Below are 13,952 nucleotides of genomic sequence, written 5' to 3' on the forward strand. Positions count from 1 at the left end.
ATGAGTTTGACGTATTTTTATTTGTGAGGCTATTTCTTATTCGTTACAGCCTCTTATTTAAAATCTTCTGCCTTTTTTTCCTGCACGCATAGCTTTGTTCATAGCACGCATATTTTTCATGCCTCCCATGGCTCCCATATTAGGCATTTTTCCATTTTTTGACATTGACATCATCTGTTTCATCACCGTCTTCATCTTTTCATATTCGGAAATGCAACGATTTACATCAGCCACCGTAGTTCCACTTCCCTTAGCAATACGATTTTTTCTTCCTGCTCTAAGAATATTAGGATTTTCTCTTTCTTCAGGCGTCATACTCTGGATGATAGCCTTGCTTTTTTTCAATTTATTATCTGCCTTTGCCTCATCAATTTGATTTGCCATCTGTCCCATACCAGGCAACAATTTCATCATGCCGCCTAAAGACCCCATCTTTTCTATTTGTTCATATTGAATTAACATATCACTCAATGTAAATTGTCCACTCATCATACGATTTGCTGATTTGGTGCTAGCTTCCATATCCATTTTTTCCTGAGCTTTTTCTACCAGTGAAAGAATATCACCCATTCCTAAGATACGATCTGCCATACGATCTGGATGGAACACATCCAAATCCTCAATTTTCTCACCTAAACCAACAAATTTTACAGGCACTTGTGTGATGCTTCGTACAGATAAAATACCACCGCCGCGAGAATCACCATCTAGTTTCGTTAAGACAAGTCCAGTAACACTTAGCTGTTCATGAAAGCTACTTGCGACATTCACAATATCCTGTCCAGTCATAGCATCAACGGTTAACAAAATGTCATCCGGATGAACAAACGCTTTAATATCAGACAATTCTTGCATCAATTCTTCATCTATATGCAAACGCCCAGCGGTATCAAAGACAACCGTATCATAGCCTTGTTCTTTGGCATAATCCATCGCTTTTTGCGCTGTTTCTAATGCCTTTGTTTCAACCCCTAAAGAAAACACCTCGACATCAATGCTTTCACCAAGTGTTTTCAACTGTTCAATCGCCGCCGGACGAATTACATCACAGGCAACCAATAATGGCTTACGACTTTGTTTCTTCTTCATAACATTAGCGATTTTAGCTGCCGCCGTTGTTTTACCAGTACCCTGTAAACCAACCATCATGACGGTTGTTATGCCCGTTTTCTTATAATTGATAGGAGCTTCTTCATTTCCTAATAAGGCAACTATTTCATCATGAACGATCTTAACGACCATTTGCCCAGGGTTTAAAGAAGTCATCACTTCAGTGCCCAATGCTTTTTCTTTTACACGAGCGATAAAATCTTTTACAACACCATAATTCACATCAGCTTCTAATAATGACATGCGCACTTCCCGCAACATATCATTCATATTTTTTTCGCTTAATTTACCTTTACCTGTTATATTTTTAAACGCCTTTCCCAGACGTTCACTCAAACTTTCAAATGCCATTCTTCTATTTCCGCCTTTCTTCCTGAATTCTTGTTTATTATATCATAGCCAATTCTTATTTGGAAAGGCTATTTCATGGATTCTTTGCGATACAACGCAATATGAAAAGATATCTGTGTCGTCAATTCCTTGCATTGTTTTAATGCCTCTGCTTGCTGTTTAGGAGTTCTCCAATAATATGGAGTCATTTGAAACAGTGCCCAAATATCCTGAGCATCCTGAATTGTAATGGTATCTTCTACAATTTCTTCATGTAGTAAGGTAAAACCGGAATAACCTGTTTCAATTTCATTTTCATACACATCCGTATATAACAGTTGTTTCAGCTCATATAGATGCTTTGGACCAGGACCTACCTTTAAAAAATAACCACCTGTTTTTAATACTCTATAATTTTCTTTGCTATCCACAGGGGCAAAAACAGACACCACCCCATCTGCACAATGCTTGGCTATTGGTAAATGGAAGATGTTACACACCCCATAAGTTACACCACGATGCGCTTTACAAGCCTCATCAATCGCATGCTTGCTTAAATCAAAGCCATAAATTTGTGTGGCAGGCAATACTTCCTGAAAATAATTTGTATAATAACCTTCTCCACACCCTGCATCTATCAGCGTTTCCAATGCTAATTTCTGTAACATTGTCGCTAATCGTTTTTGCAGAATATGATAATAACCATGGGATAAAAAACGGGTACGAGAGCGTACCATCGCTTTATCATCACCGCTTGCCTTATGGGAACCAAGCACCAGATTAACATATCCGCGACGAGCTATATCATAACTATGCCCTTTTGCACAGCGCCATACGTGTTCTTCTTTTTTTAATTGTTCATGACATTTCGGACATATGAGCATTCGTTCCACCTCATTCTCTTTGTCTTAGGATTATATCATAAATACATGGCAAGTGTAAATGTAGACAACATATCAAAAAGAAAAGCGCAATACTCTAAACAAAGAGTATTTGCGCAAATGTTTGATTAATAATCATTTAAGCCTGGAACGATCATTTCTTCTACAGCTTCTTTTTTATGTTTTTTATGCACCTTTTTGCTCTTAGGTTTTTCACGCATACGCAGTTGATACCATACTTGTGCAGCAATAAACAAAGAACTTCCAGCACCGGCAATTAAACCGATAAACAAAGCCAAACAGAAGGTGAAGATTGCGTTACTACCCAAACCTAGCAGACAGATAACCGGTAATACAGTCGTAAAAGTAGATAAAATTGATCGTGTTGCCGTATTCTGCAAGGCAATGTTCACAATTTCCTTATATTTTACCTGATCCAGTTTTTCATGTCGGTTTTCTTTAACCTGATCTCGAATACGGTCAAAGACAACAATGGAGTTATTAATAGAATAACCAATGATTGCCAACATTACAGCTATGATTTCCGTATTCACCTCTAAACGGAAGATAGCACAGAAACATAAGATGATAAAGACATCATGTATCAACGCAATGATACCACTTAATGCATAATCCCATTTAAAACGCAGGGAAATGTAAATCATAACACCAATCCATGCCAATACAGAAATAACAATAGCTTTTCTTACTAATTCTCGACCGATGACTGGTGTAACAGTACTATCGCTGACATCATGTTTGTATGTTGCCTTCAAAGCCGTTTTCGCTTTTTCCATCGTGCTTGTATTAACCGCTTCCTTAACAAAGACATGTGCAATCTCATTCTTATCACCATTGATCTTCACACTGTTCGCATGAATACCCAAAGATTTTAATTGTGTTTTTAATTCATCAGCTTTGATTGCACTGTCACTTTGTACCGTAATTTTTGTACCACTGGTAAAATCAATACCGAAGTTTAAGATACCATCGCCTTTGAAACCATTAAAGCCCATACAGCCAATGGCAATGACCATAATAGTCAAAGAAGTAAAGATGAAATATTTTGCTTTACCAACAAAGTCAAATCCTTTAAAGCGTCCATAATAGAAACGTGATTCTCCGTTAGCAACGCTTGGAATCTGATTTTTCTTGACACCAAACCAACTCTTCTTATCATCCAATTTGCCACTGTCCACGAGCATCTTCAAAAGGAATTTAGCTACAAAGACAATAACCAGTAATGTAGAAATCGTTGACACGATCAACATGGTCGCAAAACCTTTTACACTACCTGTACCGAAGATGAACAGAATCAATGCGGAAATAAAGGTCGTAAACTGAGCATCAAAAATCGTGACAAATGATTTGGAACTACCTTCGTAGAAGGCTGTTTTGACACTTCTGCCACTATATAAAGCATCGCGAATACGCTCGAATGTCAAAATATTAGAATCGACTGCCATTCCGACACCCAATACCAAGGCAGCGATACCTGATAAGGTAAAGACGGCTCCCATTAGGTTATTAATCAAGAAGACAACAAAGACGTAAGATGCAATTGTAATTGCGGATATAACGCCCGGTAAACGATAATATAAGATCATAAACAACATGATCAAAGCAATACCTACAGCACCAGCCATCATGGTTGTTGAAAAGGCATCAATACCATAATCAGCGGTTACCGCATTGCTATAGGATTCGACCATTTTCACAGGCAAGGAACCTGAATTGATAAGATCCTTTAATTCATTTGCCTCATCTTTGCTAAAGTTCCCACTAATTTGGGCACTCGTACTATTAATTCCCTCTTTTACAGATGCCGCAGAAATATATTTTGGTTTCTCTTTTGTTTTTTCTGCTGCATAAGAATCTGTTGCCTGGTCAAAATCCAGCCAAGCTACCATCAGATTTTGACCATCTCCCATTGCCGCAACCTTTTTGGTAACCTCATAAAATTTACTTTGATCTGCCAGTTTCAAACTAACGACGGGATTGCCATATTGATCTGTTGTAACACTGGCTCCTCCTTCTTTTAAAACACTAGCATCCATCAGCAGATTATCATTCACATCACGGAATGTTAAATTTGCAGTAGATGAAATTACCCTTCTTGCCTGGTCGGCATTTTTCACTCCAGCTAACTGTACACGAATACGGTTATTACCTTCCACCGTAATATCTGGTTCATTAACACCAAGCACATCGACACGTTTGTTTACAGATTCTGCCACTGCGCTCATACTTGGCATCTTTTTTCCATCCAGCGGACTTACTTCATACAGAATTTCAAATCCACCCTGCAGATCCAAACCAAGCCTCATGTTATCTTTGATCATTCCACTGCAAGTGACAATGACTGCCAAAATTGTCAAAACCGTGATGCCAAAAACAACTAAACGCGATTTTTTCATTGCTTATCTCCTCCAAATAAATCTTCAAAGTCATTAATCTTCATTTTTGCGCCAAGTAAAATGGCCTCATTAGATAAATATGCGACCACATCGTTAGCACTCAGCTGCATGACATCATTCACCGCATCATGCACACTATCTACTTTCTCATATTTCCATTTTCCAATTAATGCACTTTCTACATGCTGATATGTTAAGGAAGATAACTGTTCTCGTTTGAGTTCATTGGCCTTTAGGGCGATGGCAAGTTTTATGTATTTATCATCAATCAGACTTTGCTCACTCATAGTTTCCTCCTCAATACCATAACACATATTTTACATCATTCCTTTTCATAAGGCAATATGAAATTCCAAGTAGGGTATTTTCACATCATTTCAACTTTCTAATGAAAGGCCTAAAAAGCAGCAAGAAAGGTCCTTTATATTGCTGCGAACACCATCTTTCCATGGTATGCACATGTTTTTTGCATACGTTTCATATACTTTGATACAGACAAGGATGATTCTTATGAAAAAAACATTGCTGCGTTCAACGTTTCTTTTACTGTTGGTTTCCGTGATTGCTAAAATCTTATCTTTTCTTGTACGTATTCTTTTAGCTCGCACTCTAAGTGAGTCTGCAATGAATTACTATACACTCGCTTCCCCAACCATGGTCATTATGATTACCTTAGCGCAAATGGGGATACCTGGAGCTTTGAGCAAGGTCATTGCCCAAAGCAAGGATACGCGTAAACCACTTTTAGCAAGTATCCTTGTTTCCATGATAAATAATATCGTAATTATCGCCGCCTTTTTCATTCTTCTTCCCTTTTTATCTTTCTATATTTTAAAACAGCGTGAAATATTACCGGTGTTATACGCCATTTTACCATTAATTCCCCTTGTGAGCATATCCGGTATATTAAAGGGGTATTTATTCGGGAAGCAACAGCACGTTCAAGCAACTGCCTGTCAATTATTTGAAGAAGGTTCACGTATCCTCTTTTTGCTTGTTATGTTCTCTATGGATCACTCGTTAACTAATGTCACAATGGCAAAAATTGCCATGTATTCAATCAGTGTCGGTGAATTATGTAGCAGTTTGTATATGCTGTTCGCCCTTCGTCAGCATAAACATGATATCCGACAATTACCAACCTTATTTCACACATTGCATCGTCAGCAATTTGATGAAGTATTATCCATCAGCATCCCTATGACCGGAAGTCGTTTAATCGGATCTTTTACCTATTTTTTAGAGCCCATTGTCATGGTAATTGGTTTAAGTGCCTTACAAAGTGATACGATGATTCATGCCTATGGACAATTGAATGGCTATGTTTTGCCAATCATCACGATGCCTAGTTTTTTAACCATCACCTTAAGTAATTTTTTACTTCCTTCTTTTACGTATCATTATGCCCGTGGACATGAAGCGACAGCCCGTCATCAATTTTCTTTTATCTTAGCAAGTTGCTTTATTGTCGGTGCTATCTGCAGTTTCCTATGCTATTTTTTTAATGAAGAATTGTTATTGCTTTTTTACCACAATACACGCGGTGCCCTTTTATTAAAACAACTCGCCATTCCCTTTGCACTGTATTCGCTGCAGCCTCCTTTAAGTAGCATGTTGCATGCGATGTCGCTCAGTAAAAAAACAGTATACGATACCTTTGCAGGCTCCTTTACCCGTTTATGCTGTGTCGCCTTTTTATCACATATCCTGTTCGCTGATGCATTAAGCATAGCAATCAGTGCTGGTATGTTGGTCACGACTTGTCTTCATGCCATTCGCCTATGGTTCGCTTTTACCAAAAACAAATAATTATTGCACATTATAAAAAAGATAGAAACATGGAAAAATTTCTATCTATACCATCTAATTTCTTATGGCGACATGATAAAATCAAAACATCTTATTTTGGGAGTCTATTTCCTTCTTAATGATAAAAAAAGCATTTTTTTGCCAGATGCATAAAAAGATATCTTTAACATCTTGAATCCCTTCTTCTTTCATACAGGCTTTCAGCCATTCACTGTCGCGATGCAGATCCTTCAGTGCTTTTTTATTGATAATGCCATCACTGATCAATGGATCCGGATGCTTGACTTTACAGCTTTTTTTCGGCAACACACTTAATTGTCCATTATTTTCCAATACAGCAAAAGCCACTTCATCAGGCGTACATAGATCATGCGAACGTATTTGACTCATCAAATCGTCAATGTTATATCGATTCTTACGCATTGCATCTTGGTTGATGTGTCCATTATGTATTAAAATAACACTTTTACCATCAAAAATATCACGTACTTTTTTGCTTTTTAATAAGATCCAGCTGATAATGATTTGTAAAACGGCCAAGGTAAAAATGGGTACGAGTGATTTGAGAATACTTTCATGTGATTCGGTAATAGAAATAGCAAGCAATTCACTCATAACCAAATAAATAACAATATCAAATACAGATAATTCACCAACTTCACGCTTTCCCATGATTCGTAAGGCAATTATAATGACAAAGTATACGACGAGACATTTTATCATCAATGTGATATATTCTTGCATTTTTCATCCTCCTTGCATAGTCCGACAAACTTTTTCATACATTACAATGAGGTGATTCCCATTGAAATCAAAGTTACAGACTTACCTTCAAAGTGCCGCTATTCTTTTAGCACTCACATTGTTATTTTCTCTTATCTTTGCCGCTTTATACTATTTTACCTGGATTTCAGCTGAAACTTTTCATATTCTGAATTGGATTGGCGGAGCTATTGCTTATGGTTGTGGAGGTGTCTGGTTAGGCATCAAAACAAAGAAAAAAGCGCTGTTCAGCGCTTTAGGAATGATTCTTTTATTTTGCATACCCGTCTTTTTATTAAGCGGCATTTCTTTACTGTCCATTATAGAAATGCTTTCCAAAGCTCTGGCTTTTATCGCTTGCTGTATGTTAATGTATGCGAAGACACAAGCGAAAGCTTAATTATAACTTGAATAACCCTTCTTCCATATCATAACCCAAATGACGATATGCTTTATCCGTTACAATGCGACCACGGGGTGTACGATTTATAAAACCGATTTGTAATAAATATGGTTCATACACATCTTCTAATGTCATAGCTTCTTCACCGATACTGCTAGCTAAAGCTTCCAAGCCAACCGGACCGCCTTTAAATCGTTCAATGATTCCTTTCAAATATTTATGATCAACGTTATCAAGGCCTAAATGATCGACCTTTAACTTATCAAGGGCCATTGCAGCGACTGCCTTATCGATGATGCCATCATTCATAACTTGTGCAAAATCACGCACTCTGCGAAATAAACGATTTGCGATACGTGGGGTTCCACGTGAACGCAATGCTATTTCCAATACGGCTTCCTCTTCAATTTCCGTATCCATGACACGGCTTGTACGCCATATGATCTGTTGCAACTCATCTAGACTGTAAAATTCCAGCTGCGATACTATACCAAAACGATCTCGCAATGGTGCTGTTAGATCTCCAGCTCTAGTCGTTGCGCCCACTAAAGTAAATGGTGGAAGATCCAAACGGATAGAGCGTGTCGTACTGGAATCTTTACCGACTACGATATCAATACAATAATCTTCCATTGCTGGATAGAGCACCTCTTCGACTTGTTTGGGTAAGCGGTGTATTTCATCAATAAACAAAACATCTCCTGCTTCTAAAGTTGATAAGATAGCAGCCAAATCTCCACTTTTTTCAATAGATGGTCCACTGGTTGTTTTAATATGCCCACCCATTTCATTTGCCAAGATATAAGACAATGTGGTTTTTCCTAATCCTGGAGGCCCATACAATAAGACATGATCCAAAGCTTCATTGCGTTGCTTCGCTGCCTGAATAAATACTGCTAGATTTTCTTTTAACTGCGCCTGCCCGATATATTCCTTTAATGTGGAAGGACGAAGTGTATCCTCTTCCTCAACTCCCTGCATTTCATTTGAAAGCACACGTTCCATGCCTTATACTCCCTTTCTTTTTGCCAATATAGATAATGCCTTTCGAATATATTGATCACTAGTCGTAGACTCTTCCATGGCCATTAATTCTTTTTTCACACTGCTAATTTCAGCATTTTTATAGCCTAAAGCTTTTAATGCCTCTATGGCATCCAACAGTTGGGCATTTTCTTTTGCCTCAATTTCAGTTACTTCTTCGACCAATTTATTCTTCAGATCCAAAACAATTTGACTTGCTGTTTTAGCACCAATGCCTGGTAATCCTTTTAATGTTTTGACATCATTATTTTCAATTGCCATGATCATATTTTTAGCAGGACAAACCGCCAACATACCCAATGCTGTTTTAGGGCCCACACCTTTTACACTGATCAATTGCAAAAACAAATCATGTTCTTCCATACTTGTAAAACCAAACAGCGTAATAGCATCCTCTCGAACATGCTGATAGGTAAACAAGGTTACTTCTGTATTCAAACGTACAGCCTGTGGATTTGCGATATATACACGATAACCAATGCCATTGTTATCTATGATCAAAGAATCATTGCTGTAGCTGTGAATCGTCCCACGAATAAATGCTATCATTTTTATCACCTTGTTTTATTTTATCACGCCTAACGCTAAAAAAAAAGAAGGAGTATGAGATTCCTAATGATTCTTCATCAGCCAACCACAAAGGAAAATATCAAAAAACAATGAAAGAGCTTTTAAGCTCTTTCATATAATCGTAAACCATTCGTGATTTGCTTAATAACATGTAAACGCAATAAATAAAAGAATCGACCTGTGGAAACCGTTACTCTTTGTCCATTGCAATTACCTGCTCAATAAAGGTAGGATCATACTTCTCCTTTAACTCCTTTTGCATAGTGATTGTTTCTGTTGCAGAAGATTCATTCCCTGTAGCATCCATATCATAATATTGTGTACTCTCTAAAAACAGACAATACAAACTTACCGCTTCTAGGTGCTGTTCTTCCTTCATGTAAAACGTATACGTGTCTAAAAAACGCTTTACTACGTCGCTTTTATGAATAATTGCCACAACTTGATCATGTTCATAAAATGAATAAAAATGTTTATCTGCCCCTAGCCCTGTTTCATAGATTTGGTAGGTTTTTTCCGGCGTTATAAGTTCATAATATTCCCATCCTGTTTTTACAAAAAGAATTTGTTTTGTAACATGTAGTCTGCTCATGCATTCAGCATATGGCATGCCATCTTTACGAATAACAACTTTTTCAAAACCTTCTGCATTTAGCTCATAATCATGACCAAGCAACTGCATCGTTCCTATCCACGCTTCGGGTAAAACAGTAGTACCTATAAGCTCACCTTTCCGTGTTATCTCATGTTTGCTTAATGGTAAGCGCTCTTTCTGCTCAAAATTTACAATCATAATTTCCTCCATTTTATATTTATATCTGTATTGAGTATATCGTAAACGGTTACATTTTACAACTAAGATTGAAATTAAAATCATGAACAGGTAATTTTTTTGCAAATCTTCGCATCTATCGTTAATTTTTAGAAGGTGATTGGTTATCTTATAATCCCTTTGATTATTTTTGTGAGATGGTCTGGGTTTTCCAGCATTGGCATATGACAACTATCTTTAACAAAAAAGAGTTGTAGTTTCGCCAAAGTATCCGCATCTAAACAAAGATCGTGTATACGATCAGGATATGCAGGCAAGCCACGATCACCATAAATACCATACACCAAGCAGTTCGCCTGCTGCACCAAATAAGCATCATCAAATGTTTCTTGCAGTTCTTTATTTAAGGCATCTAAGTAATAGATGGATTCTTCTTGAAGCATCGACATAAGTTCATCTTTTACTTCACTATTTTTTGCCAAAAGCAAATTGCGATAAAATGCCGCTGCCGGACGTAAATTAGTTTCTATGAAAATAATCCCTTTCACTCGCATTTGAAAGTCTGCACAAAGCTGTAAGGCAATCTTGCCACCCATACTATGTCCTATGATATAATCATAAGATGCTTTTCCATAGCGATCATAAACATCTTTCGTGATATCCATCACTTGTTTTGCCTGTAACAAAACATCATGCGAATACTTTACAAAAACATTGTCTTCTTCTTCCCAATCCTTTATCATGTATCGCCATATTTCCTTTGTACATTTTGCCCCAGGTAACCATAAAATTTTCATACTTCCTCCTTGGCTTTGCAATCATTTTTTAATTTTTTATAAACGGTAAGATACATCGTCAAATAGCTGCAACCACCACCAATAAAATTGGAAATCGGTTCAGCCAGAAACACTCCCATGACCCCCAATTGGCCAACTGTAGGCAGCCATAACGTTAACGGTATAACAATTATAACTTTGCGGAATAAAGAAAAAAAGATAGCTTGTCCACTTTTATTCAATGCCACAAAAACACTTTGCCCACTAAATTGAAATCCCATCATGAAATAACCAAAGTAATACAGTTGGATTGCCGGTATGCCCCGTTTTACAATCACTCGATCACTAGAAAAGATATGGAGGAAGAACGTAGGCGTCAAATAGACAAATAGCCACATGAGCAGCATATACGCAACAACAACGACACTCATAAAGCGAATTGCCTTCAAGACGCGCTCATCCTTATGAGCTCCGTAATTATACCCTAACACCGGCTGTGCAGCATTGGTAATTCCACTTGCAGGTAATGTGATGACTTCACGTAATGAATTTATAATGGTCATGATACTGATATACACATCACCACCATACTGTTGTAAACTGGCATTGCATACCACCTGTACAGCACTATTGGTAATAGCCATAACAAAGCCACTCATCCCTAGCATAAGGATCTTTTTTACGTAGCACAATTGCAATTTCAATGCATGTCGCCTCAGCATGATACCACTTTGTTTATGCGCAAGAAACCATAAGATGCAAACAGCCGATGCTAGCTGCGAAAGAACGCTTGCGATTGCTGCCCCCTTTACCCCTAAATGGAAACTGAAAATACATAACGGATCCAAAATGATATTGAGTACAGCACCCAATACTACACTTAACATCCCTATCTTTCCAAACCCTTGGGCATTTATAAAGCTGTTCATGCCTAAGGATATCATGACAAAGAGCGAGCCAAACATGTAAATGGTAATATAGTCATCTGCAAATGAAAAAATAGCATCACTTGCCCCAAACAAATATAAGATATCTGTTTTAAACAACAATACAAAAAGGGTTAAAACGATACCAAATACCAGTAAAAGCGTAAAGCTGTTTCCCATAATTTCTTCTGCTTTTTTCGTATTCCCACGTCCTCGCTCAATCGAAAACAAAGGAGCGCCACCCATCCCTGCCAGATTTGCAAAAGCAATGACTAAGGTGATGATGGGAAACGTAATGCCGACTCCGGCAAGTGCATGATCGGCTACATCAGGTAAACGGCCAATGTAAATACGATCAATGATGTTATATAAAACATTGATAAATTGTGCAAGGGTCATAGGCAAAGCCAGTCGTAAAATATGACGGGCTACACTTCCATTACCAAAATTTTCTCCCCCTTTGTGCTTGATCGTTGCTTCTATCTTGCCACGCATAAATCGTATCTACCAACCGAAAGGCTTTAAAAAATGTTCTTCCATATACCATGCAAAGCCATCTTCATCATTGCTTTTCTTTGTTATATCATCCGCAATCGCTTTCGTATCTGCACTGCCATTGCACATACATACACCTAAACCACTGCATGCAAGCATATCATTATCGTTACTTGTATCACCAAATGCCACCACACTTGCGAAAGAAAGCTGATTCATCTCACAGTATTTCTTTAGCGCAAAAGCTTTTGAAACGCGATGATCAGCAAATTCCATTAAGGTTGACTGTGTTTTAAAGCCTTTATAAAACGGTGAAGGATGCTGGGCAACATAGCGTTCAATTGATGGCATAACCTCTTCCGTTACGCGAAACATGATCTTTGCATTCTCTTTTTGATACAGCTGTTCAGGCGTATCCATAACAACAATCTCTTTGTCACTGCTTTTAGCAGAATGTTGCATCATCGCATCATTGCGTCTACACAGTAAATAACCATCATGATAAATAAAGTAGTTTGCATCAAATGGCTCCATCAACTCAATGATTTCTTTAATCCATTCGGGCTTTAATTTATAATAGCCAAATTCTTCTTGTCTTTTTTCATCCCATAATTCAGAACCATTCATACCAATCAAAATATCAAAAGGATAAGAAAATCCCCATTTCTTTGCATTCCGCTTTAATTCATCCAACGGTCTGCCAGAAGCGATACCGAATAATACTCCATGTGCATGTAGACGATCAATCACCTCTTTGGTCTTCCATGTCAATCGGCGATCTGTTGTCACCAAGGTACTATCAATATAACAAATAACCAATTGTATATTTTCCATACTACTGCCCCTCTCTTAGAACGTATGCTCATTATACTACAAAATGTCAATGGATTTAAATTGCATCCAATAAAGCCCATAAACAATTTAATGAAAAAACATCTTTACTAACACCATAGCCAAAGCTAAGAATAAAAGCAGCTAATGGAAGCATGAGAGCAAGGAAAGCGATAAACCCATCGTTTAATATGGAAGGCAATGTTCCTTGATAGGCAAAATACATAGTTAAGCCAATTAGCACTGCAGACAACACCATAATGCAAGATAAGCGAAATTGCCATTGTTTCACATAAGCACTCTTTACCTGTAAAAAACTTTGTAAATTTTCATATTCTCCCTTCTTTCCCAGAGTGATAACACCAATATCATCCACCTTGTGAAGATCAATCGTTTGTTGTGTGAATAATAAAATATGTTTCTGGCGCTGTTTTTTGGCTTTTGCATAACGCACTAATGCAGAAAGAATGTCCTCACCATAAACAACATCGCAGATATACCCATACGTATCCAGATGTTTTGCTTCTTCCAATTCCCAGGCATCTTTTACACAAAGGCGCATTTACATATGCTTACTTGCAAATAATGCTAACAGCCCTTCCATCGCCTCATCCTGTAATGTTTCATAATCTATATATACATATGATTTTGGTGCAAATGCTATCATAAGAAACCCTCCCTTTATAGTTCCCATTATATGGGATTCAGTAAAAGATTGCAATCATTTTCTTATATTTCTTATTTATCTTATATTTTTGGATGCAACATCATAATCGAGTAGGGTGAAATAAATCACCCTCTCACACCACCGTACGTACGGTTCCGT

14 protein-coding genes are annotated in these 13,952 nt (G+C 37.6%); 2 read left to right on the forward strand and 12 right to left on the reverse strand.

Annotated features, from left to right (window positions below; genetic code table 11):
- Positions 1-57: 57 nt before the first annotated feature.
- The 4 genes from ffh to LI241_RS14770 form a co-directional block, all read right to left on the reverse strand.
- The gene (gene ffh, locus LI241_RS14755; protein ID WP_008688675.1) at positions 58-1,461 is read right to left on the reverse strand and encodes a signal recognition particle protein; all 1,404 of its coding nucleotides are present in this window, start codon (positions 1,459-1,461) and stop codon (positions 58-60) included.
- A gap of 68 nt (positions 1,462-1,529) precedes the next feature.
- Positions 1,530-2,324 (reverse strand): putative RNA methyltransferase, encoded by a 795-nt coding sequence (locus LI241_RS14760; RefSeq protein WP_008688676.1) that lies wholly within the window; start codon positions 2,322-2,324, stop codon positions 1,530-1,532.
- A 125-nt stretch (positions 2,325-2,449) separates the two neighbouring features.
- Positions 2,450-4,738, reverse strand: coding sequence for a protein translocase subunit SecDF (locus LI241_RS14765; RefSeq protein ID WP_008688677.1), 2,289 nt, complete (start codon positions 4,736-4,738; stop codon positions 2,450-2,452).
- Positions 4,735-5,025: a post-transcriptional regulator gene (locus LI241_RS14770; protein ID WP_008688678.1), complete on the reverse strand. Its 291-nt coding sequence runs from the start codon at positions 5,023-5,025 to the stop codon at positions 4,735-4,737. The genes LI241_RS14765 and LI241_RS14770 overlap by 4 nt, the downstream gene beginning before the upstream one ends.
- Positions 5,026-5,248: 223 nt before the next feature.
- On the opposite strand from LI241_RS14770, the gene LI241_RS14775 reads away from it, so the two are divergent.
- Positions 5,249-6,547 carry an oligosaccharide flippase family protein gene (locus LI241_RS14775; protein ID WP_008688679.1) on the forward strand — a complete coding sequence of 433 codons (1,299 nt, stop codon included), beginning with the start codon at positions 5,249-5,251 and terminating at the stop codon, positions 6,545-6,547.
- Between the two features lie 81 nt (positions 6,548-6,628).
- On the opposite strand, the gene LI241_RS14780 is transcribed toward LI241_RS14775, so the two are convergent.
- A complete protein-coding gene (locus LI241_RS14780) occupies positions 6,629-7,291 on the reverse strand; it encodes a DUF421 domain-containing protein (protein WP_008688680.1) in 663 nt (220 codons plus the stop codon).
- A 61-nt stretch (positions 7,292-7,352) separates the two neighbouring features.
- Between LI241_RS14780 and LI241_RS14785 the strand changes: the two genes are divergently transcribed.
- On the forward strand, positions 7,353-7,709 hold the full coding sequence (locus tag LI241_RS14785) for a DUF3792 family protein (RefSeq protein ID WP_008688682.1): 357 nt from the start codon (positions 7,353-7,355) through the stop codon (positions 7,707-7,709).
- Here the strand turns inward: LI241_RS14785 and ruvB are convergent, their stop codons facing one another.
- The 7 genes from ruvB to LI241_RS14820 form a co-directional block, all read right to left on the reverse strand.
- Positions 7,710-8,717 carry a Holliday junction branch migration DNA helicase RuvB gene (gene ruvB / locus LI241_RS14790; protein ID WP_008688684.1) on the reverse strand — a complete coding sequence of 336 codons (1,008 nt, stop codon included), beginning with the start codon at positions 8,715-8,717 and terminating at the stop codon, positions 7,710-7,712.
- A 3-nt stretch (positions 8,718-8,720) separates the two neighbouring features.
- Positions 8,721-9,305: a Holliday junction branch migration protein RuvA gene (ruvA, locus tag LI241_RS14795; RefSeq protein WP_008688686.1), complete on the reverse strand. Its 585-nt coding sequence runs from the start codon at positions 9,303-9,305 to the stop codon at positions 8,721-8,723.
- Positions 9,306-9,516: 211 nt separating this feature from the next.
- Positions 9,517-10,119, reverse strand: a complete 603-nt coding sequence (locus LI241_RS14800) for a hypothetical protein (protein WP_008688689.1) — start codon at positions 10,117-10,119, stop codon at positions 9,517-9,519.
- Between the two features lie 143 nt (positions 10,120-10,262).
- Positions 10,263-10,895: an alpha/beta fold hydrolase gene (locus LI241_RS14805; protein ID WP_008688691.1), complete on the reverse strand. Its 633-nt coding sequence runs from the start codon at positions 10,893-10,895 to the stop codon at positions 10,263-10,265.
- Entirely contained in the window at positions 10,892-12,295 is a 1,404-nt protein-coding gene (locus LI241_RS14810) for an MATE family efflux transporter (RefSeq protein ID WP_008688693.1), read from the reverse strand. The genes LI241_RS14805 and LI241_RS14810 overlap by 4 nt, the downstream gene beginning before the upstream one ends.
- 9 nt (positions 12,296-12,304) lie before the next feature.
- Positions 12,305-13,129, reverse strand: a complete 825-nt coding sequence (locus tag LI241_RS14815) for an HAD-IIB family hydrolase (protein ID WP_008688694.1) — start codon at positions 13,127-13,129, stop codon at positions 12,305-12,307.
- Between the two features lie 55 nt (positions 13,130-13,184).
- Entirely contained in the window at positions 13,185-13,688 is a 504-nt protein-coding gene (locus tag LI241_RS14820; RefSeq protein WP_227151401.1) for a hypothetical protein, read from the reverse strand.
- Positions 13,689-13,952: the final 264 nt, after the last annotated feature.

Source organism: Longicatena sp. 210702-DFI.1.196, from assembly GCF_020563125.1.
GTDB classification, from domain to species: domain Bacteria; phylum Bacillota_I; class Bacilli_A; order Erysipelotrichales; family Erysipelotrichaceae; genus Longicatena; species Longicatena caecimuris.